At 69.5% G+C, this 20,078-nt stretch carries 21 protein-coding genes; 4 read left to right on the top strand and 17 right to left on the bottom strand.

Annotated features, from left to right (window positions below; translation table 11 throughout):
* Positions 1-57: 57 nt before the first annotated feature.
* Positions 58-906 carry a 3-hydroxyacyl-CoA dehydrogenase family protein gene (locus AB0D44_RS04720; RefSeq protein ID WP_362584302.1) on the bottom strand — a complete coding sequence of 283 codons (849 nt, stop codon included), beginning with the start codon at positions 904-906 and terminating at the stop codon, positions 58-60.
* A gap of 212 nt (positions 907-1,118) precedes the next feature.
* Between AB0D44_RS04720 and AB0D44_RS04725 the strand changes: the two genes are divergently transcribed.
* The gene (locus tag AB0D44_RS04725; protein WP_362584305.1) at positions 1,119-1,691 is read left to right on the top strand and encodes a cob(I)yrinic acid a,c-diamide adenosyltransferase; all 573 of its coding nucleotides are present in this window, start codon (positions 1,119-1,121) and stop codon (positions 1,689-1,691) included.
* A 14-nt stretch (positions 1,692-1,705) separates the two neighbouring features.
* Here the strand turns inward: AB0D44_RS04725 and AB0D44_RS04730 are convergent, their stop codons facing one another.
* Entirely contained in the window at positions 1,706-2,251 is a 546-nt protein-coding gene (locus AB0D44_RS04730) for a hypothetical protein (RefSeq protein ID WP_362584308.1), read from the bottom strand.
* Between the two features lie 165 nt (positions 2,252-2,416).
* On the opposite strand from AB0D44_RS04730, the gene AB0D44_RS04735 reads away from it, so the two are divergent.
* The 3 genes from AB0D44_RS04735 to AB0D44_RS04745 all read left to right on the top strand — a co-directional run bounded on the left by AB0D44_RS04735 (position 2,417) and on the right by AB0D44_RS04745 (position 6,256).
* Positions 2,417-3,601: a histidine kinase gene (locus AB0D44_RS04735; protein WP_362584311.1), complete on the top strand. Its 1,185-nt coding sequence runs from the start codon at positions 2,417-2,419 to the stop codon at positions 3,599-3,601.
* Positions 3,598-4,242 carry a response regulator transcription factor gene (locus tag AB0D44_RS04740; protein WP_362584314.1) on the top strand — a complete coding sequence of 215 codons (645 nt, stop codon included), beginning with the start codon at positions 3,598-3,600 and terminating at the stop codon, positions 4,240-4,242. Before AB0D44_RS04735 ends, AB0D44_RS04740 begins: the two co-directional genes overlap by 4 nt.
* Positions 4,243-4,357: 115 nt before the next feature.
* Positions 4,358-6,256 carry a glycoside hydrolase family 18 chitinase gene (locus tag AB0D44_RS04745; protein WP_362584317.1) on the top strand — a complete coding sequence of 633 codons (1,899 nt, stop codon included), beginning with the start codon at positions 4,358-4,360 and terminating at the stop codon, positions 6,254-6,256.
* A gap of 172 nt (positions 6,257-6,428) precedes the next feature.
* On the opposite strand, the gene AB0D44_RS04750 is transcribed toward AB0D44_RS04745, so the two are convergent.
* The 15 genes from AB0D44_RS04750 to prmC form a co-directional block, all read right to left on the bottom strand.
* The gene (locus AB0D44_RS04750) at positions 6,429-6,875 is read right to left on the bottom strand and encodes a DUF2550 domain-containing protein (RefSeq protein ID WP_362584320.1); all 447 of its coding nucleotides are present in this window, start codon (positions 6,873-6,875) and stop codon (positions 6,429-6,431) included.
* Between the two features lie 164 nt (positions 6,876-7,039).
* Positions 7,040-7,411 (bottom strand): F0F1 ATP synthase subunit epsilon, encoded by a 372-nt coding sequence (locus tag AB0D44_RS04755; RefSeq protein WP_030008701.1) that lies wholly within the window; start codon positions 7,409-7,411, stop codon positions 7,040-7,042.
* A 164-nt stretch (positions 7,412-7,575) separates the two neighbouring features.
* Positions 7,576-9,018, bottom strand: a complete 1,443-nt coding sequence (atpD, locus tag AB0D44_RS04760; protein ID WP_136224964.1) for a F0F1 ATP synthase subunit beta — start codon at positions 9,016-9,018, stop codon at positions 7,576-7,578.
* Positions 9,018-9,935, bottom strand: coding sequence for a F0F1 ATP synthase subunit gamma (locus AB0D44_RS04765; RefSeq protein ID WP_362584324.1), 918 nt, complete (start codon positions 9,933-9,935; stop codon positions 9,018-9,020). The genes atpD and AB0D44_RS04765 overlap by 1 nt, the downstream gene beginning before the upstream one ends.
* Before the next feature lie 20 nt (positions 9,936-9,955).
* Positions 9,956-11,551 (bottom strand): F0F1 ATP synthase subunit alpha, encoded by a 1,596-nt coding sequence (atpA, locus tag AB0D44_RS04770; protein WP_362584326.1) that lies wholly within the window; start codon positions 11,549-11,551, stop codon positions 9,956-9,958.
* A 129-nt stretch (positions 11,552-11,680) separates the two neighbouring features.
* Positions 11,681-12,496 carry a F0F1 ATP synthase subunit delta gene (locus AB0D44_RS04775; RefSeq protein ID WP_362584329.1) on the bottom strand — a complete coding sequence of 272 codons (816 nt, stop codon included), beginning with the start codon at positions 12,494-12,496 and terminating at the stop codon, positions 11,681-11,683.
* A complete protein-coding gene (locus tag AB0D44_RS04780; protein ID WP_362584332.1) occupies positions 12,493-13,035 on the bottom strand; it encodes a F0F1 ATP synthase subunit B in 543 nt (180 codons plus the stop codon). Before AB0D44_RS04780 ends, AB0D44_RS04775 begins: the two co-directional genes overlap by 4 nt.
* Before the next feature lie 42 nt (positions 13,036-13,077).
* Entirely contained in the window at positions 13,078-13,302 is a 225-nt protein-coding gene (gene atpE, locus AB0D44_RS04785; RefSeq protein ID WP_030545783.1) for an ATP synthase F0 subunit C, read from the bottom strand.
* Positions 13,303-13,379: 77 nt separating this feature from the next.
* Positions 13,380-14,189, bottom strand: coding sequence for a F0F1 ATP synthase subunit A (atpB, locus tag AB0D44_RS04790; protein WP_362584476.1), 810 nt, complete (start codon positions 14,187-14,189; stop codon positions 13,380-13,382).
* 240 nt (positions 14,190-14,429) lie between these two features.
* Positions 14,430-14,867, bottom strand: coding sequence for a hypothetical protein (locus AB0D44_RS04795; protein WP_362296332.1), 438 nt, complete (start codon positions 14,865-14,867; stop codon positions 14,430-14,432).
* Positions 14,868-15,141: 274 nt separating this feature from the next.
* A complete protein-coding gene (locus AB0D44_RS04800; protein WP_362584336.1) occupies positions 15,142-16,476 on the bottom strand; it encodes an MraY family glycosyltransferase in 1,335 nt (444 codons plus the stop codon).
* 116 nt (positions 16,477-16,592) lie between these two features.
* On the bottom strand, positions 16,593-17,822 hold the full coding sequence (glyA, locus tag AB0D44_RS04805) for a serine hydroxymethyltransferase (protein WP_362584339.1): 1,230 nt from the start codon (positions 17,820-17,822) through the stop codon (positions 16,593-16,595).
* A gap of 69 nt (positions 17,823-17,891) precedes the next feature.
* Entirely contained in the window at positions 17,892-18,524 is a 633-nt protein-coding gene (locus tag AB0D44_RS04810) for a protein-tyrosine-phosphatase (protein WP_362584341.1), read from the bottom strand.
* Positions 18,521-19,168, bottom strand: coding sequence for an L-threonylcarbamoyladenylate synthase (locus AB0D44_RS04815; RefSeq protein ID WP_362584344.1), 648 nt, complete (start codon positions 19,166-19,168; stop codon positions 18,521-18,523). Before AB0D44_RS04815 ends, AB0D44_RS04810 begins: the two co-directional genes overlap by 4 nt.
* Before the next feature lie 46 nt (positions 19,169-19,214).
* Positions 19,215-20,060, bottom strand: a complete 846-nt coding sequence (prmC, locus tag AB0D44_RS04820) for a peptide chain release factor N(5)-glutamine methyltransferase (RefSeq protein WP_362584347.1) — start codon at positions 20,058-20,060, stop codon at positions 19,215-19,217.
* Between the last annotated feature and the right edge of the window lie 18 nt (positions 20,061-20,078).

Consider the following 20,078-nt stretch of genomic DNA (forward strand, 5'->3'; position numbering starts at 1 on the left):
GGGTGATGGCATTCGAACAGAGGTGCTCGGCGGTACGGCCTTGCGGCCGTCCTGCGGTCAGTGCTTGTAGAAGCCCTGTCCGCTCTTGCGGCCGATGTCCCCGGCGTCCACCATGCGGCGCATCAGCTCCGGCGGCGCGAACTTCTCGTCCTGGGACTCGGTGTAGATGTTGCTGGTGGCGTGCAGCAGGATGTCGACGCCCGTGAGGTCGGCGGTGGCGAGCGGGCCCATGGCGTGCCCGAAGCCCAGCTTGCACGCGATGTCGATGTCCTCGGCGGAGGCCACGCCGGATTCGTACAGCTTGGCGGCCTCGACGACCAGCGCGGAGATCAGACGGGTCGTCACGAAACCGGCGACGTCGCGGTTGACGACGATGCAGGTCTTGCCGACGGACTCGGCGAACGCGCGGGTGGTGGCGAGGGTTTCGTCGCTCGTCTTGTAGCCGCGGACGAGCTCGCAGAGCTGCATCATCGGCACGGGCGAGAAGAAGTGGGCGCCGACGACGCGCTCGGGGCGCTCCGTCACGGCCGCGATCTTGGTGATCGGGATGGCGGAGGTGTTGGAGGCGAGGATGGCGTCCTCGCGGACGATCTTGTCGAGGGCCCGGAAGATCTCGTGCTTGATCTCGATCTTCTCGAAGGCGGCCTCGACCACGATGTCGACGTCGGCAACGGCGTCGAGGTCGGTCGTGGTCGTGATGCGCCCGAGCGCCGCCTCGGCGTCCTCGGCCGAGAGCTTGCCCTTGGAGACGAACTTGTCGTAAGAGGCCTTGATCCCGTCCGTACCGCGGGTCAGCGCGGCGTCGGTGACGTCGCGCAGCACCACGTCCCAGCCCGCCTGAGCGGAGACCTGAGCGATCCCGGACCCCATCAAGCCGGCACCGATGACGGCAAGCTTCCCAGCCACTGCACACCCCTTGCTTCCGAAAAGGCCCGGTCTCGAACGGGCCCGGTCGTGAGAACGGCCCTGACGCGTAGCCACTCCGGCGGAGACTAGCGCCCGGCCGCTGCGGTGTGACCGTGAAGTAACACGCGTCACGTCTCAGATGACGGACATCACACCGGTACGGCCCAGCAGCGCGGCGGCCGCCCGCAGTTGGCCCGGACTACCCTGGCGGCATGGTGAACCTCACGCGCATCTACACCCGTACCGGCGACAAGGGCACGACCGCGCTCGGCGACATGAGCCGCACGGCCAAGACCGACCTGCGGATCTCCGCGTACGCCGACGCCAACGAGGCCAACGCGGCGATCGGGACGGCGATCGCGCTGGGCGACCTGCCGGCCGAGGTCGTGAAGGTCCTGGTCCGGGTGCAAAACGACCTGTTCGACGTGGGTGCGGACCTGTGCACCCCGGTGGTCGAGGACCCGCAGTACCCGCCGCTGCGTGTGGAGCAGTTCTACATCGACAAGCTGGAGGCGGACTGCGACGTCTTCAACGAGCAGCTGGAGAAGCTGCGCAGCTTCATCCTCCCCGGCGGCGCGCCCGGCGCGGCGCTGCTGCACCAGGCCTGCACGGTGGTCCGGCGCGCCGAGCGCTCCACGTGGGCGGCCCTGGAGGCGCACGGCGAGACGATGAACCCGCTGACCGCCACCTACCTCAACCGCCTGTCCGACCTCCTGTTCATCCTGGCCCGTACGGCCAACAAGGAGGTCGGGGACGTGCTGTGGGTGCCCGGCGGCGACCGCTAGTCGCGCGGCCGCGGCTACGAGACCCGGCCCGCCGGAGCCTTCTTCGGCCACACCGTGTAGGCGACGGCGACCAGGGCGTGGATGGCGACCGCCCGCAGGGCCCCGTACTGCCAGGCCTCCAGCGAGCTGACGTCGCCCGCGTCGCCCACGTACCAGATCGCGCTCTGGAGGAGGCCGAGGGCGACGGCGGCCGCGATGACGGTCCTGATCCACAGCCGCCACTCGTGGGCGGCCCTCGCCCTGCCGTACCCCGCGCCGGCGGGCTTGGGTCCGCCGGCCAGCCGGTGCGCGGCGTGCCCGTCGAGCCACTTGATCGTGTAGTGGCCGTAGGCGACGGTGTAGCCGATGTAGAGCGCGGCGAGACCGTGCTTCCAGTCCGGCGCGGCCCCGTTCTTGAGGTCGAGCGTGGTGACGACCAGCAGGACCAGCTCCATCACGGGCTCGCAGAGCAGGACCGCCGCGCCCAGCCGGGGCTTCTTCGCGAGGTAGCGCAGGGCCAGGCCGGCGACCAGCAGCACCCAGAAGCCGACCTCACAGGCGATGATCAGCGCGACGATCACAGGACTCTCCGTTCCGTTCGGGACTGACGCTTCCCTCACAGGCTCCCGTCCGATCCGGCCCGTTTCGTCGTCGCCGATGAGGAAAGGCGGCTGCATCCTTCGATGTAGCGGCACGTCGCCCTCTGCGCCGAGGCCGGCGCCCCGCGCACCCTGTTGGATGGGACCGTGACCCCGAAGAGCCTGCGCCCCCACCGCGACGACGTGCTCCTCGCCGTGGTCAGCGTCCTCGCCGGCGTGGCGATGTGGTCGCTCGGCGTCCACAGCACCGGCCACCGGCACCTGCTGCCCGCCTGGGCGGCGCTGGTCCCGCTCGTGGCGCTCGGCGCGATGGAGCTGCTGCGCCGGACCATGCCCCGCCTGACCCTGATCGTCGGCACCCTCGGCGTGATCGCCGACCAGTTCACGGTGGGCAGCCTCGCCACCGTCGTGATCTTCACCGACCTGATGTACGCCGCCGTGGTCTACGGGAAACCGGCCATGGCCCGGCGGCTCCCGGTCACCACCGGGCTGATCACCGTCGTCGTCACCATCGCCTCGGTGGCCTGGCTGCGCACGCCCGAAGCCCTGCTGATCGGCGTGATCACCGGGATCGTGAGCTTCGCCCCGGCCCTGACCGGAGCCACCTTGCGCAACCACCGCGAGGCCGCCGTGGCCGCCCGGCTGCGGGCCGAGCAGACCGCGCTGCTGGCCGAGATGGACCGCAGCCAGGCGGTCACCGCCGAGCGCGCCCGGATGGCGCGGGAGCTGCACGACATGGTGGCCAACCACCTCTCCGCCATCGCCATCCACTCCACCGCCGCACTCTCCATCGACAAGGCCGACACCAGCCGGGAGGCCCTGCGGGTGATCAGGGAGAACAGCGTGCAGGGCCTGGCCGAGATGCGCCGGCTGATCGGGCTGCTGCGGGACGCGGGGGCAGAGCACGAGGCGGTCGCCGTGCCCACGCTGGACGGCCTGGACGCCCTGCTCGGGCAGGCCCGCACCAACGGCTCGGCGAGCGGGCTGGACTTCGTACTGCACGATGAGCGCCGGCCGGGGGAACGGGTGCCGGCCCCGGTGGAGCTGGCCGCGTACCGGATCGTCCAGGAGTCGCTGACCAATGCCCTCAAGCACGCCATCGCGGGCACGGTGACGGTCCGCGTGGCCCGGACGGACGGGCAGCTGACCGTGCGGGTGGACTCTCCCTACGGGGAGCGCCCGGGCCCGCGGGCACCCGGCTCCGGCGCCGGGCTGGTCGGCATGCGGGAGCGGGCGGAGCTGCTGGGCGGAGCGTTCTCGGCGGGCCGGAGCGAGGGGCTGTGGCGGGTGCGGGCGACACTGCCCGCGGAGGAGAAGGCGGTGGAAGCATGACCATCACGGTGGTGGTGGCGGACGACCAGAGCGCGGTGCGGGCGGGGCTGGTGCTCATCCTGGGCAGTGCGGGCGGCATCGAGGTGGTGGGCGAGGCGGCCGACGGGGAGGAGGCGGTGCGCCTGGCCCGGGAGCTGCGGCCCGACCTCGTCCTCATGGACGTGCAGATGCCGCGGCTCGACGGGGTCTCCGCGACCCGCCAGGTGGTCGCCGAAGGGCTCGCCGATGTCCTGGTGCTGACCACCTTCGACCTCGACGAGTACGTCTTCGGTGCGCTGCGGGCGGGCGCCGCGGGCTTCCTCCTGAAGAACGCGGAGGCCGCGGAGCTGATCGAGGCGGTTCGGACCGTCGCGCGCGGGGAGGGGCTGATCGCCCCGGCGGTGACCCGGCGGCTGATCGCGGAGTTCGCGGCTCCGGCGAGCCCCGCCAGGCCCACCGCGCCTCCGGCGCTGGAGACGCTGACCCGGCGCGAGCGCGAGGTGCTCTCCTGCCTGGGCGCGGGATTGTCGAACGCGGAGATCGCCGGCCGCCTGGACATGGCCGAGGCGACGGCCAAAACCCACGTCAGCCGCCTCCTGGGCAAGCTGGAGCTGCGCAGCCGCGTCCAAGCTGCCGTCCTGGCGCAGGAGTTGGGGCTCTAGGCATGAGGTCTGGACCTCTTGACGGTTGGTCCAGACCTTTCTACGCTCACCGCACACAACTGTGGTGAGCGTGCCATGACAAAGCGTGCTCACGGGCGGCGCAGGTCCCACCCCCATGTCGAAGTCGGCCCCACGACCACGACGGACCTACGGAGGATCACCCTTGAGCACAGCATCCCCACCCCGCACCAGACGTGCCCGGTTCTTCACGCGGGTCGCGGCCGTCGTGGCCGCCCTCGCCCTGCCCGTCACCGGGCTGGTCGTCCTGGCGGGCCCGGCCCAGGCCGCCACCTCCGCGACCGCGACGTACACCAAGGTCTCCGACTGGGGCACGGGCTTCGAGGGCAAGTGGACGGTGAAGAACACCGGCACCACCACCATCACCTCGTGGACCGTCGAGTGGGACTATCCGGCCGGCACCGCGGTCACCTCGGCCTGGGACGCCACCGTCACCGGCAACGGCACGCACTGGACGGGCAAGAACGTCGGCTGGAACGGCACCCTCGCCCCCGGCGGCACCGCCAGCTTCGGATTCAACGGCACCGGCAGCGGCTCCCCCAGCGGCTGCAAGATCAACGGCGCCTCCTGTGACGGCAGCCAGCCGGGCGACACACCCCCCAGCGCGCCCGGCACCCCCACGGCGGCCAACGTCACCGAGACCTCGCTGACCCTGAGCTGGTCCGCGGCCACCGACGACAAGGGCGTCAAGAACTACGACGTCCACCGCGGCGGCACCAAGATCGCGACGGTCACGGGCACCAGCTACGCCGACTCCGGCCTGACCAAGGGCACGACGTACACCTACACCGTCACCGCCCGCGACACCGCCGACCAGACCGGCCCGTCCTCCGGCGGCCTGTCGGTGACCACCTCCGGCGGCACCGTCCCGCCGGACCCGGGCGGCAAGGTCAAGCTCGGCTACTTCACCGAGTGGGGCGTCTACGGCCGCAACTACCACGTGAAGAACCTGGTCACCTCGGGCACGGCAAGCAAGATCACTCACATCAACTACGCCTTCGGCAACGTCCAGAACGGCCAGTGCACCATCGGCGACGCCTACGCCGACTACGACAAGGCCTACACCGCCGACCAGAGCGTCGACGGCGTCGCGGACACCTGGGACCAGCCGCTGCGCGGCAACTTCAACCAGCTGCGCAAGCTGAAGAAGGCCTACCCCCACATCAAGGTGCTGTGGTCCTTCGGCGGCTGGACCTGGTCCGGCGGATTCCCGCAGGCCGCGGCCAACCCCGCCGCCTTCGCCCAGTCCTGCTACAACCTGGTCGAGGACCCGCGCTGGGCCGACGTCTTCGACGGGATCGACCTGGACTGGGAATACCCCAACGCCTGCGGCCTGTCCTGTGACACCAGCGGCGCGGCCGCGTTCAAGAACCTGATGCAGGCCACGCGCGCCAAGTTCGGCGCGAACAACCTGGTCACCGCCGCCATCACCGCCGACGCCTCCAGCGGCGGCAAGATCGACGCGGCCGACTACGGCGGCGCCGCTCAGTACGTCGACTTCTACAACGTCATGACGTACGACTTCTTCGGCGCCTGGGCGGCGCAGGGCCCGACCGCCCCGCACTCCCCGCTCACCTCCTACGCGGGCATCCCGCAGGCCGGCTTCAACTCGGCCGACGCCATCGCCAAGCTCAAGGCCAAGGGCGTGGCCGGCTCGAAGCTCAACCTCGGCATCGGTTTCTACGGCCGCGGCTGGACCGGCGTCACCCAGGCCGCCCCCGGCGGCACGGCGACCGGACCGGCCCCGGGCACCTACGAGCAGGGCATCGAGGACTACAAGGTGCTCAAGAACAGCTGCCCGGCCACCGGCACCATCGCCGGCACGGCCTATGCCAAGTGCGGCAGCAACTGGTGGAGCTACGACACCCCCGCCACCATCGCCGGGAAGATGACCTGGGCCAAGCAGCAGGGCCTCAAGGGAGCCTTCTTCTGGGAGTTCAGCGGCGACACCAGCAACGGAGAGCTCGCGAACGCGATCCACACCGGGCTGCAGTAACAAGACCGAAGCCGGGGAAACGGGTCCGCCCCCGTCTCCCCGGCTTCTTCACGTCTCACGGGGACGACGCACAAGGACGTCCCGCAGGGACATCCCGCAGGGACGTCCCGCACGGCGCAGGGACATCCCACCGTGAACGTCCCGCACCCGTCCGGCCCGGCAGGCCCGGGACTCAGGCGACGTTCACCCTCTGCCCGGGCGGCGCCGCCTCCAGCCACGCCAGGAAACCGGTCAGCGCGTCCTCGCTCATCGCCAGCTCCAGACGGGTCCCCCGGTGCTCGCAGCCGAGTACGACGGCGTCGGAGAGCAGGGCCAGCTCCTCCTCGCCCTCGGGAGCACGGCGGGCGACGACCTCGATGGAGGAGCGCTCCAGCAGCCGGCGCGGGCGCGGGGAGTACGAGAACACCCGGAACCACTCGATGCGGTCGCCGCTATAGCGCGCGACCCCGTACACCCAGCCCTTGCCGGAGGTGTCGGCCTCCTCGGGCACCCCCCAGCGCATGCTGCAGTCGAAGGTGCCGCCGGAGCGCTGGATGAGTCTGCGGCGCAGTCCGAAGACGAACAGCCCGATCACCACCAGGGCTACGACCAGGCCGCTCACAAGCAGAGCGAGGAGCATCTTCACCGACCTCCTCGCTCATCGAATACCGCATGCCAAAAAAACGACCTGCATCGCCTCAGCCGCGACCCGGTCTGGAAAATTCCAGCACGGACCGCGGCTGAGGTTTGCCGGGTCCCGGAAGTCGCCCTCCGGAACTCAGCGGTTCAAACTCCGACGGGTGTTCAGCCCGTTACGGCGCGCAGCCGGACATCCGCGCGACGCTCGGCGGCCGCATCGGCCTCCGCCTTCGCGCGCTCCAGTGCCCGCTCCGCACGCTGGACGTCGATCTCGTCCGCGAGCTCGGCGATCTCGGCCAGCAGGGACAGCTTGTTGTCCGCGAACGAGATGAATCCGCCGTGCACCGCTGCGACGACGGTGTTGCCGTCACTGGTACGGATGGTCACCGGGCCCGATTCCAGCACACCGAGAAGCGGCTGGTGACCGGGCATGACGCCGATGTCGCCGGACGTGGTGCGGGCGACAACAAGGGTGGCCTCGCCGGACCAGACATTGCGGTCCGCCGCGACCAGCTCGACGTGCAGCTCAGCAGCCAAGGTGGCTCCTCGGGTCACCACCCGGCGGGTCAGCCGGGTGTTGGGTCAAATTCTAATGGGCGTGGGGAGAGGGACGGGACATACCCGCCCCTCTCCGTCGAGGCACCTGCCGGCGAAGCCGCGGGGCCTTCGAACCGGATGCGCTCCTCGCGGAGCGCGCCGGATCAGGAGACGCCCAGCTCCTTGGCGTTGGCCTTCAGGTCCTCGATGCCACCGCACATGAAGAACGCCTGCTCGGGGAAGTGGTCGTAGTCACCGTCGCAGATCGCGTTGAACGCGGTGATCGACTCGTCGAGCGGAACGTCCGAACCGTCCACACCGGTGAACTGCTTCGCCACGTGGGTGTTCTGCGACAGGAAGCGCTCGACGCGACGGGCACGGTGGACAACGAGCTTGTCCTCCTCGCCCAGCTCGTCGATACCGAGGATCGCGATGATGTCCTGGAGGTCCTTGTACTTCTGCAGGATCCCCTTGACACGCATGGCGGCCGCGTAGTGGTCCGCCGCGATGTACCGCGGGTCGAGGATGCGGGACGTCGAGTCCAGCGGGTCCACGGCCGGGTAGATGCCCTTCTCGGAGATCGGACGGGAGAGAACCGTCGTCGCGTCGAGGTGGGCGAAGGTGGTCGCCGGCGCCGGGTCGGTCAGGTCGTCCGCGGGGACGTAGATCGCCTGCATCGAGGTGATCGAGTGACCACGGGTCGAGGTGATGCGCTCCTGGAGGAGACCCATCTCGTCGGCCAGGTTCGGCTGGTAACCCACCGCGGAGGGCATACGGCCGAGCAGGGTCGACACCTCGGAACCCGCCTGGGTGTACCGGAAGATGTTGTCGATGAAGAACAGCACGTCCTGCTTCTGCACATCGCGGAAGTACTCCGCCATGGTCAGACCGGCGAGCGCGACACGAAGACGCGTGCCCGGCGGCTCGTCCATCTGGCCGAACACGAGCGCCGTCTTGTCGATGACGCCGGAGTCGCCCATCTCCTCGATGAGGTCGTTGCCCTCACGGGTACGCTCACCGACGCCCGCGAAGACCGACACACCGTCGTGGTTGTTGGCGACGCGGTAGATCATTTCCTGGATCAGAACGGTCTTGCCGACACCGGCACCACCGAACAGACCGATCTTTCCACCCTTGACGTACGGGGTGAGAAGGTCGATGACCTTGACGCCGGTCTCGAACATCTCCGTCTTGGACTCGAGCTCGTCGAAGCTCGGGGCCTTGCGGTGGATGGGCCAGCGCTCGGTGACCTCGGCGTTCGCCTCGGGGTAGTTGAGCACCTCACCCAGGGTGTTGAAGACCTTGCCCTTGGTGAAGTCACCGACGGGGACGGTGATGCCCTCGCCCGTGTCGGTCACCGGGGCCTGGCGGACCAGGCCGTCGGTCGGCTGCATCGAGATGGTACGGACGAGGCCGTCACCCAGGTGCTGCGCGACCTCGAGGGTCAGGGTCTTGAGCTTGCCGTCCTCGGCCGGGTCGGCGACCTGGACCTTGAGGGCGTTGTAGATCTCGGGCATGGCGTCGACGGGGAACTCCACGTCGACGACCGGGCCGATGACCCGGGCGACGCGGCCCGTGGCGGCGGCCGTCTCAACAGTGGTCGTCATTACTTGTCACTCCCCGCGGTCGCGTCAGCCATGGCGCTCGCGCCACCGACGATCTCGCTGATTTCCTGGGTGATTTCGGCCTGGCGGGCCGCGTTGGCAAGCCGGGAGAGGCTCTTGATGAGATCCCCGGCGTTGTCGGTCGCCGACTTCATCGCGCGGCGGCGGGCGGCGTGCTCGGAAGCGGCCGACTGCAGCAGTGCGTTGTAGATACGGCTCTCGACGTAGCGCGGCAGCAGGGCGTCGAGGACGTCCTCCGCCGACGGCTCGAAGTCGAACAGCGGAAGGATCTCGCCCTTCGTACTGGTCTCCTCCGCGGCCTGGTCGAGGCTGAGCGGCAGCATCCGGCCGTCCACCGCGTTCTGCGTCATCATCGACACGAATTCCGTGAAGACGATGTGCAGCTCGTCGACGCCGCCCTCGGCCGTGTCCAGCTGGATGGCCTCGATCAGCGGCGCCGCGACGCGCTTGGCGTCGGCGTAGGCCGGGCTGTCGGTGAAGCCGGTCCACGAGTCCGTGACCTTGCGCTCACGGAAACCGTAGTAGGCGACACCCTTGCGGCCGACGATGTAGGAGTCGACCTCCTTGCCCTCAGCGCGCAGCCGCTCGGTGAGCCGGTCCGCCTGCTTGATGGCGTTCGAGGAGTAGCCGCCGGCCAGACCGCGGTCGCTCGTGATGAGCAGGACCGCGGCGCGGGTCGGCGCCTCGACCTCGGTGGTCAGGGCGTGCTTCGTGTTCGAACCGGTCGCCACCGCGGTCACCGCACGGGTGAGCTCGGTCGCGTACGGCATCGATGCCGCCACCTTGCGCTGCGCCTTGACGATGCGCGAGGCGGCGATCATCTCCATCGCCTTGGTGATCTTCTTGGTCGCCGTGACGGCACGGATGCGACGCTTGTAGACCCGGAGCTGCGCTCCCATGAGTCAGGTCCCTTCCGTCGTCACTTGGAGACGTTGACGGCCGGCGCGTCCTCGCCCAGGAGCTTGCCGTCCGAGGTCTCGAACTGGCGCTTGAAGGCGGCGATGGCGTCGGCGATCGACGTCAGGGTGTCGTCCGACATCTTGCCGCCCTCGGCGATGGAGGTGAGGAGGTCCTTGCGCTCGCGGCGCAGGTGCTCCAGCAGCTCCGACTCGAAGCGACGGATGTCGTTCACCGGGACGTCGTCCATCTTGCCGGTGGTGCCGGCCCAGACGGAGACGACCTGCTCCTCGACGGGCATCGGCTGGTACTGGCCCTGCTTCAGCAGCTCGACCATGCGCTTGCCGCGCTCCAGCGAAGCCTTCGACGCGGCGTCCAGGTCGGAACCGAAGGCGGCGAACGCCTCCAGCTCGCGGTACTGGGCGAGGTCCACGCGCAGACGGCCGGAAACCTGCTTCATGGCCTTGTGCTGGGCGGAGCCACCGACGCGGGAGACCGAGATACCGACGTTCAGCGCCGGGCGCTGGCCCGCGTTGAACAGGTCGGACTCCAGGAAGCACTGGCCGTCGGTGATGGAGATGACGTTGGTCGGGATGAACGCCGACACGTCGTTCGCCTTGGTCTCGACGATCGGCAGACCGGTCATCGAACCGGCACCCATCTCGTCGGACAGCTTCGCGCAGCGCTCCAGCAGACGGGAGTGCAGGTAGAAGACGTCACCCGGGTAGGCCTCGCGGCCCGGCGGGCGGCGCAGCAGCAGCGACACGGCGCGGTAGGCGTCGGCCTGCTTCGACAGGTCGTCGAAGATGATCAGGACGTGCTTGCCGGCGTACATCCAGTGCTGGCCGATGGCGGAACCGGTGTACGGCGCCAGGTACTTGAAGCCGGCCGGGTCGGACGCCGGGGCGGCGACGATCGTCGTGTACTCGAGCGCGCCGGCCTCTTCCAGGGCGCCGCGAACGGACGCGATGGTCGAGCCCTTCTGGCCGATGGCGACGTAGATGCAGCGGACCTGCTTGTTCACGTCGCCCGAGCGCCAGTTGTCGCGCTGGTTGATGATCGTGTCGACGGCCAGAGCGGTCTTGCCGGTCTGACGGTCACCAATGATCAGCTGACGCTGGCCACGGCCGATCGGCACCATCGCGTCGACGGCCTTGTAGCCGGTCTGCATGGGCTCGTGCACCGACTTACGGACCATGACGCCCGGGGCCTGCAGCTCGAGGGCGCGGCGCCCTTCGGTCGCGATCTCGCCGAGGCCGTCGATCGGGTTGCCGAGCGGGTCGACAACGCGGCCGAGGTAGCCCTCGCCGACGCCTACGGAGAGAACCTCACCGGTGCGCTGCACCGGCTGGCCCTCTTCGATGCCGTTGAATTCGCCGAGGACGATCGCACCGATCTCGCGCTCCTCGAGGTTGAGGGCGAGACCGAGGGTGCCGTCCTCGAACTTCAGCAGCTCGTTCGCCATGGCGGAGGGCAGACCCTCCACCTTCGCGATGCCGTCGCCGGCAACGCTGACCGTTCCGACCTCCTCGCGCGAGGCCGCGTCCGGCTGGTACGACTGGACAAAGTTCTCCAGTGCGTCCCGGATCTCCTCCGGCCGGATCGTGAGCTCCGCCATCTGGGTTCCCTGCTCTCCTTGTTGGGCCTGAAGCTTCTTAGGGGTCTGGGGGCGACCCCCAGGAATCTTCTGCAAGTTCTGCACGGCCCAACCGGGCCGCTAGGAATGCGTTGTTCTATTGGTGGCTGGTCAGCCGGCCATGCGGCGGGACGCCTCTGCGAGGCGGTCCGCGATGGTGCCGTCGATGACCTCGTCGCCGACCCGCACCGAAATCCCGCCGAGGACCGCCGGGTCCACGTCGAGGTTCAGGTGCATCTGGCGGCCGTACAGCTTCGCCAGCACTGCGCCAAGACGCTGCCGCTGCACGTCGCTGAGCGGAACCGCGCTGGTCACGGTGGCGACCATGCGGTTGCGGCGCTCGGCGGCGAGCGTGGAAAGGGACTCGAGTCCCGCTTCCAGGCTACGTCCCCGCGGCTGGGTCACGAGACGGATCACCAGGCGCTCGGTGACGGCGTCCACCTTGCCGCCGAGCAGGCTGCGCAGCAGCTCGCCCTTGGCGGCGGCGGTGGCCGCACGGTCGGTCAGCGCGGCACGCAGCTCGGTGTTCGAGGAGACGATCCGGCCGAAGCGGAAGATCTCGTCCTCGACGCCGTCGAGCGCGTCGGTCTGCTGGGCCGCCGTGAGGTCGGCGGTGTTCGCCAGCTCCTCCAGCGAGTCCACCAGGTCACGGGACTGCGACCAGCGGGACCGGACCATGCCGGACACCAGGTCGAGGGTCTCCCCGCCCACCTGGCCGCCCAGCAGTCGACCGGCCAGCTCGGCCTTGGCCTCGCCGGACTGCGCCGGGTCGGTGAGGACCCGACGCAGCGAGACCTCACGGTCGAGCAGCGCGGTGACGGCAGCCAGCTCACCGGCGAGCTTCGCCGCGTCGACGGACGTGTTGTCCGTCAGCGCGTCGAGACGCTCGCGCGCGGAGGCCAGCGCCTCGCGGCTCGCTCCGTTCATCGGGCGGCCTCGGCCTTCTCCTCGAGCTCGCTGAGGAAGCGGTCGATCGTGCGGCTCTGCCGGGCGTGGTCCTCGAGGGACTCGCCGACGAGCTTTCCGGCCAGGTCGGTGGCGAGCTTGCCCACGTCCTGACGCAGCGCCTGAGAGGCGGCCTTGCGGTCGGCCGCGATCTGGGCGTGGCCGGCAGCGATGATCTCCTCACGCTGCCGCTGGCCCTCTGCGCGCAGTTCTTCCTTGAGCGCAGTGCCCTGCTCCAGCGCTTCCTGGCGCAGGCGCGCGGCCTCGTGCCGGGCTTCGGCGAGCTGGGCCTTGTACTGCTCCAGGACGCTCTGGGCCTCGGTCTGAGCGGCTTCTGCCTTTTCGATACCGCCTTCGATCGCCGCGTGGCGCTCTTCCAGAACCTTGTTGATGTTCGGGAGGAGCTTCTTCGCGAGGAAGCCGAAGACGATGACGAAGGCGATCAGACCGATGACGAGCTCGGGGATCGGCGGGACGAGGGGGTTACCCGGCTCCTCGGCCGCGAGAACCAGGAGGTTCACATCAGTGCCTTTCGTCGATTCGGACTAGTCGTTGGGTTCGTCTTAGTAGACGAACGGCATGACCAGACCGATGAGGGCGAGCGCCTCACAGAAGGCGAAGCCGAGGATCTGGTTGGCGCGGATCAGACCGGCAGCCTCGGGCTGACGGGCGAGAGCCTGCGTGCCGTTACCGAAGATGATGCCGACGCCGACGCCCGGGCCGATCGCCGCGAGACCGTAACCGACGGAGCTGAGGGAACCTTCGACGGCAGCAAGGGTCTGGGACATGCCAGTTCTTCCTTCTCTTTCATGGACCGGTGGGGGTTGGCCACCGGACGATTCGGGGTTTTGCGGAGCGAACTCGCTCAGTGGTGCTCGGCGAGCGCGCCCTGCAGGAAGCTGCAGGCCAGGAGCACGAAGACGTACGCCTGAACAGCCTGGATGAAGAGCTCGAACGCGGTCATCACGATGACCATGACGAACGAGACACCGGCGTAGGCGATGCCGATCCCGTTCAGCAGGTACCAGCTGGCGATGGTGAACAGCAGCAGCAGGGTGTGACCGGCGAACATGTTCGCGAACAGTCGGACCGCGTGGGTGAAGGGGCGGACGATGACGTTCGAGAAGAACTCGATCACCATGACCATCGGCAGGATCGCGCCGAGGGACTTGTCGTAACCCGTGAGGTTCTTGAAGCCGCCGACGAAGCCGTGGCGCTTGAAGGTCACCGACATCCACATCACGTAGATGATGGCGGCGAGGCCGGCCGGGTACGCGATGACGGCGGTCACCGGGAACTGGGCGAGCGGCACGATCGACCACAGGTTCATGATCCAGACGAAGAAGAACGTCGCGACCATGAAGGGGACGTACTTCTCGCCTTCCTTCTTACCGAGCGTCTCGTAGACGATGCCGCGGCGTACGAAGTCGTAGCCGGCCTCGGCGACCATCTGAAGCTTGCCCGGGACGACCTTCGGCTTCCGGAACGCTGCCCAGAAGAAGCCGACGATGATGATCGAGCCCAGCAGGGCGAGCAGCATCGTCTTGTTGAAGTACAGGTTCGAGTCAGCGTCGCCGAAGATCGGCTTGAACAGGAACGAGTACAGGGTCGGGCCCGGGAAGCCGCAGCCAGTGCCGTCTTCGAAATGACAGTTGATATCGAAGGCGAGCGTCATGTCAGCAGCACTCACCGCAGGGCTCCTTCAGCGTGGCGCATAGGTACGGCAACCTCGTTGTGTCGGCGCGGGCGAAGCCGCGGTTCGGCACTGGACTGGTGTTACGGATGGTGGGGCGGCGATCAGGCATCGAGCCTCGCGATGGAACAGGCGTCAGCTCAGATGCCCGCGCCCGCAGTGCCGCAGTTGGCACCGGACGATAGCAGGATCTCGAACGCCCACTTATCCCGGCCCTACCCTTCACGACTTCGGCCCCGGATTTTCGGGCTTGTCGCCCTTCATCGAGTCCGGCTCGACGTAGAGGATCTTCGCCTTCATGTGAGCACGGGTCTGTGCGCCGATCCACACGAGGGTGGTGGCGACGAGCGTGATCGCGAAGGCCTTGGGGTGGAACAGAGTGGTGTTCTTGAACGCGGCGAGAAAGACGAAGAGCAGCAGAATCTGGGCCGCGTAGAGCATGAGCCCCATGGCCTGGAAGAGATGCGGGAGTGATTTCGCCGTGCGCTGCAGAACGACGAATCCGATGCCCATGAAGAGAATCACGACCAGCGTCGCGACGACGGCACCGACCGCCCCCTTGCCGCCGACGACCAGAGCGCTGATCACGGCGGCGAGAGCGCCGGCGGCAGCGGTGGGTACAGCGGCTTGCAGGAGAGATCGGACGTCATCAGACCGCATGGCGGGTTGCTCCGCGTGGTGGTGGGGGCACGGGACTCGTACGGGACGAGCGTAAGCCCGGTCCGAGTGTGATCCTCGGGCCAATGGACCGTCGCACTACGGTCCTTCGGCTCTGTCGCCGGGTTTAGTGAACGGTATCACAAACTATTTGATGAGAGCTTTACCTGCGAAGTGTGCTGACTGTCACACATGAGAGGGACCCTGCGCGTGTGTGCGCGACAGGCCGAGCTCTTGTCTGGTATTGGCCGTCCATGTCCGACATGCGCCGCGAAGGTCAGCGGGTTGATTCAGCCTTACGCCGGTCGGGGAAGCGCGAACGGGGGCCGATGGCGGTCGCTCCGTTGACGCCGGACACCCCCACCGCGATCGGCCTGACGGGCTCCGGCTCGGTACCCGAGGCGTCCCGGGCGGCGGCTTCGGCCGCGGCCTCGGCGGCCCGGGCGGCGTGCCGGTAGCGCGGCGGCAGCAGACCCTCCGCCCAGCGCGGGGCGCGCGGGGTGAAGCGTGGCAGGAGCAGCAGGATCAGGCCCACCGCGCTGAGCGCGGCGATCGCCAGGACGATCCACATCGAGGCGGAGTTCACCGAGTACGCGACCGTGCCGAACGCGATCAGCCCCGACCAGAAGTACATGATCAGCACCGCGCGGCTGTGCGAATGCCCGAGCTCGAGGAGCCGGTGGTGCAGGTGCCCGCGGTCGGCGGCGAAGGGCGACTGGCCCTTCCACGTGCGCCGGGCGATGGCCAGGAACAGGTCCGCCATCGGGATCGCGATGATCGTCAGCGGCAGGATCAGCGGGATGAAGACCGGGAACATCGCGTGCGTCGCGTTGCGCTCACCGCCCGCGAACAGGGCCAGCGTGTCGGGATCCACCTGACCGCTGATCGAGATGGCGGAGGCGGCGAGCACCAGCCCGATCAGCATCGAGCCGGAGTCGCCCATGAAGATCCGGGCGGGATGCATGTTGTGCGGCAGGAAGCCGAGGCACATGCCCATCAGGATGGCGGCGAAGAGCGTGGCCGGCGCGGCCGCCTCGATGCCGTAGCCGAACCAGATCCGGTAGGCGTACAGGAAGAACGCGGTCGCGGCGATGCACACCATGCCCGCGGCGAGGCCGTCGAGGCCGTCCACGAAGTTCACCGCGTTGATGGTGATGACGACGAGGGCCACCGTGAGCAGGTTGCCCTGCCACTGGGTGAGCGAGACCGTCCCGATCCCCGGAACGGGGATCCACAGGATGGTCAGGCCCTGCATGACCATCACGGCGGCGGAGATCATCTGGGCGCCGAGCTTGATCAGGGCGTCGATCTCGAACTTGTCGTCGAGTACGCCGACCAGCCAGATCAGGGCGGCGCCGGAGAGCAGCGCGCGCGGTTCGTTCGAGAGCTCGAAGACGCCGTTGAGGTTGCGCAGGTGGTCGGCGACCAGCAGGCCCGCGCACAGACCGCCGAACATGGCGATGCCGCCGAGCCGCGGCGTGGGCTCGCGGTGCACGTCGCGGGCGCGGATCTCCGGCATGGCCCCGGCCGCGATCGCGAACTTCCGCACGGGCCCGGTCAGCAGGTAGGTCACCGCGACCGTGACACAAAGTGTCAGCAGATATTCACGCACGGGCTGCCCCAGATGTATCGCCGGCCATCTCAGCCCCACACATTAGCTGTGATGTCCCCTCCACTGAGGACGCGAGGGGACGGTATCGCGGTTCCCGTACGCCCCCCTTGTCCCGCTTACTCCCCGTAAGGGGGAAATCCCATCGTCAGCTCCTTGACCTCCGTACGGGTCCGTGCGGCGTCCCCGTGCAGCGCGGCCGCGAACAGCGCCGCGATCCGGAGCATCTCGCCCTCCCCCATCCCCTGGGTGGTCACGGCGGCCGTACCCAGCCGCACGCCGCGCTGGTCCCCGTACGGGAGGGCGCAGGTGTCGAGCACGATCCCGGCGGCGGCCAGCCGGCCGCGCGCGGTCGGCCCGTCGATGCCCAGCGGGGCCGGGTCGGCGGTGATCAGGTGCGTGTCGGTGCCGCCGGTGGTCACGGTGAAGCCGTGGTCCTCCAAGGCCTCGGCCAGCGCCCGCGCGTTGGCGACGACCCGGTGCGCGTACGTGGCGAAGGCGGGGCCGGCCGCCTCCCCGAAGGCCACGGCCTTGGCGGCGATGGAGTGCATCTGGGCGCCGCCCTGGGTGAAGGGGAACACCGCCCGGTCGATCCGCTCGGCGAGCTCGGCGCCGCACAGCAGCATGCCGCCGCGCGGGCCGCGCAGGACCTTGTGCGTGGTCGCGCAGACGACGTCGGCGTACGGCACGGGGCTGGGCGCGGCCCCTCCGGCCACCAGCCCGATGGGGTGGGCGGCGTCGGCGATCAGGTGGGCGCCGACCTCGTCGGCGATCTCGCGGAAGGCCGAGTACTCGGGATGGCGGGGGTAGGAGATCGAGCCGCAGACGATCGCCTTCGGCCGGTGCGAGTGCGCGAGCTGCTGCACCTGCTCGTAGTCGATGAGCCCGGTCTCGGCGTCCACGCCGTAGCCGACGAAGTCGAACCAGCGGCCGGAGAAGTTCGCGGGGGAGCCGTGCGTGAGGTGGCCGCCGTACGGGAGCCCCATCGCCAGCACCGTGTCCCCGGGCCGCAGCAGCGCGGCGTACGCGGCCAGCACGGCGGAGGAACCGGAATGCGGCTGCACATTGGCGTGTTCGGCGCCGAACAGGGCCTTCGCCCGTTCCACGGCGATCTGCTCGGCCACGTCGACGTACTCGCAGCCGCCGTGGTACCGGGCGCCCGGGTACCCCTCGGCGTACTTGTTGGACAGCGGGGACCCCAGGGCCGCCAGCACGGCGGGCGAGGTGAAGTTCTCGGCGGCGATCAGCTGCAGCGTGCTGGCCTGCCGCTGCCGCTCCCCCGCGAGCACGTCGGCCATCTGCGGGTCCTGCCGCCGCAGGACATCGGTGGGCTGGGTGATGACGCTCATGGCGCGACTCCATGGGGTACCGGGTACCAGCCACTGTAGGCCTGCTGCCCCCGTCGCGCCCTGCGGCGCTCAGCGCCGCGCGGTCACACCCGTCAACGCCGTGACGACCGGGTCCAGGGCCTGGTTGATCTCGTCGCCGATCGAGCGGAAGAAGGTGATCGGCGCCCCGTACGGGTCGTACACCTCGTCCGCGTCCGGGGAGGGGGCCAGCAGCCAGCCGCGCAGCGCCGCCGCGGCCCGCACCAGGGCGCGCGCCCGCTCGGCCATGCCGTCGTCCAGCGGCGGCAGGGTGGCCGGATCTATCGCCCGCACCAGCCGGGTGAACTCCTTCAGCGTGAAGGTGCGCAGCCCCGCCGAATGGCCCATCGAGATGACCTGCGCCCGGTGGTCGCGGGTGGCGGTCAGCACCAGGTCGGCCCGGATGACGTGCTCGTCGAGCAGTTCCCGCCCGGTGAAACCGGAGGCATCAGCTCCGAAGTCCGCCAGCACGGCCGCCGCGTTCGCTTCCATCGGGGCGCCCTCGTGGCCCCAGGTGCCGGCGCTCTCCACGATGAGGTCCGCGGTCAGCAGGCCCCCGAGGCGGTGGGCGAGGGCGTGCCGCGTCAGCCGCTCGGTGATGGGCGAGCGGCACACGTTGCCGGTGCTGACGTGGAGTATGCGGAAAGTACTTCCCCCAGCTATGCCACGCCCGTCAGGGCTCACGGGGCGACCTCGAGGTCGGGTACGACCTCGCGCAGCTGCTCCGCGCTGAGCGCCCCTTCGCGCAGCAGGACGGGAACCTTCCCCGTCACGTCGACGATCGACGACGGCTGGATGCCGGGCGTCGGACCGCCGTCCAGGTACACGGACACGGAGTCGCCGAGCATCTCGCGCGCCGCGTCGCAGTCCTCGGGCGCCGGGTGTCCGGTCAGGTTGGCCGAGGACACCGCCATCGGACCGACCTCGGTCAGCAGCTCGATCGCGACGGGGTGCAGCGGCATCCGCACGGCCACGGTGCCCCCGGTGTCGCCGAGGTCCCAGGCCAGCGAGGGCTGGTGCTTGGCGACGAGCGTCAGCGCGCCCGGCCAGAAGGCGTCGACGAGCTCCCACGCCTGCTCGGAGAAGTCGGTGACCAGGCCGTGCAGGGTGTTCGGGGAGCCGATGAGCACCGGGGTGGGCATGTTGCGGTCCCGCCCCTTGGCGGCGAGCAGGTCGTGGACGGCCTCCGGGCTGAAGGCGTCCGCGCCGATCCCGTACAGGGTGTCGGTGGGCAGCACGACGAGCTCGCCGCGGCGCACGGCGGATGCGGCTTCGCGCAGGCCCGTCTTGCGGTCCGTCGCGTCGTTGCAGTCGTATCGCCGGGCCATCAGCGGGACTCCTCGTGCAGCAGGGGGGTGGTGGTAACGGGCGCGGTCACGGCAGCGCCTTGCGGGCGGTCGCGAACCGGGGGCGGTTGTTGAGGTCCGGGTGGTCGGCCGCGTCGGCCCAGCCCCGCTCCTCGGCGAAGATCCACGGGACCTGGCCGCCCTGCGTGTCGGCGTGCTCGACGACGACGATGCCGCCGGGCCGCAGCAGGCGGTGGGCCGTGCGCTCCAGGCCGCGGATGGTGTCGAGGCCGTCCTCGCCGGAGAAGAGGGCCATCTCCGGATCGTGGTCGCGGGCCTCGGGGGCCACGTACTCCCACTCGGTGAGCGGGATGTACGGCGGGTTGGAGATGACCAGGTCGACCTGCCCGTCGAGCTCCGGCAGGGCGCTGAGGGCGTCGCCCTGGTGGACGGTGACCCGGGAGCCCTCGGCGTTCTTGCGCGTCCAGCGCAGGGCTTCCTCGGACAGCTCGACCGCGTGCACGCGTGAGCGCGGCACCTCCTGCGCCATCGCCAGCGCGATGGCGCCGGAGCCGGTGCACAGGTCGACGATCAGCGGCTCGACCACGTCCATCGCCCGGACGGCGTGTATGGCCCAGTCCACGACCGACTCGGTTTCGGGCCGCGGGACGAAGACCCCGGGCCCGACCTGGAGCTCCAGGTACCGGAAGAAGGCGCGGCCGGTGATGTGCTGGAGCGGCTCGCGCGCCTCGCGGCGGGCGACGGCCTCCCAGTAGCGGGCGTCGAAGTCCGCGTCCTTGACGTGGTGCAGTTCCCCCCGCTTGACGCCGTGCACGAAGGCCGCGAGCTCCTCCGCGTCGAAGCGCGGTGAGGGCACGCCGGCGGCGGCCAGCCGCTGGGTGGCCTGGGCCACCTCGGCAAGCAGCAAGTTCACGCTGGTCCTCCGGGCTGC

This window comes from Streptomyces sp. NPDC048349 (assembly GCF_040651925.1).
Taxonomy (GTDB): domain Bacteria; phylum Actinomycetota; class Actinomycetes; order Streptomycetales; family Streptomycetaceae; genus Streptomyces.

Excerpts from the sequence above, each read along its gene's own strand:
- AB0D44_RS04725 (WP_362584305.1), top strand. The coding sequence starts at position 1,119 with ATGGTGAACCTCACGCGCATCTACACCCGTACCGGCGACAAGGGCACG.
- AB0D44_RS04740 (WP_362584314.1), top strand. The coding sequence starts at position 3,598 with ATGACCATCACGGTGGTGGTGGCGGACGACCAGAGCGCGGTGCGGGCG.
- AB0D44_RS04745 (WP_362584317.1), top strand. The coding sequence starts at position 4,358 with ATGTCGAAGTCGGCCCCACGACCACGACGGACCTACGGAGGATCACCC.
- AB0D44_RS04750 (WP_362584320.1), bottom strand. The coding sequence starts at position 6,875 with ATGCTCCTCGCTCTGCTTGTGAGCGGCCTGGTCGTAGCCCTGGTGGTG.
- atpD (WP_136224964.1), bottom strand. The coding sequence starts at position 9,018 with ATGACGACCACTGTTGAGACGGCCGCCGCCACGGGCCGCGTCGCCCGG.
- AB0D44_RS04765 (WP_362584324.1), bottom strand. The coding sequence starts at position 9,935 with ATGGGAGCGCAGCTCCGGGTCTACAAGCGTCGCATCCGTGCCGTCACG.
- atpA (WP_362584326.1), bottom strand. The coding sequence starts at position 11,551 with ATGGCGGAGCTCACGATCCGGCCGGAGGAGATCCGGGACGCACTGGAG.
- AB0D44_RS04775 (WP_362584329.1), bottom strand. The coding sequence starts at position 12,496 with ATGAACGGAGCGAGCCGCGAGGCGCTGGCCTCCGCGCGCGAGCGTCTC.
- atpE (WP_030545783.1), bottom strand. The coding sequence starts at position 13,302 with ATGTCCCAGACCCTTGCTGCCGTCGAAGGTTCCCTCAGCTCCGTCGGT.
- atpB (WP_362584476.1), bottom strand. The coding sequence starts at position 14,189 with ATGACGCTCGCCTTCGATATCAACTGTCATTTCGAAGACGGCACTGGC.
- AB0D44_RS04795 (WP_362296332.1), bottom strand. The coding sequence starts at position 14,867 with ATGCGGTCTGATGACGTCCGATCTCTCCTGCAAGCCGCTGTACCCACC.
- glyA (WP_362584339.1), bottom strand. The coding sequence starts at position 17,822 with ATGAGCGTCATCACCCAGCCCACCGATGTCCTGCGGCGGCAGGACCCG.
- AB0D44_RS04815 (WP_362584344.1), bottom strand. The coding sequence starts at position 19,168 with ATGGCCCGGCGATACGACTGCAACGACGCGACGGACCGCAAGACGGGC.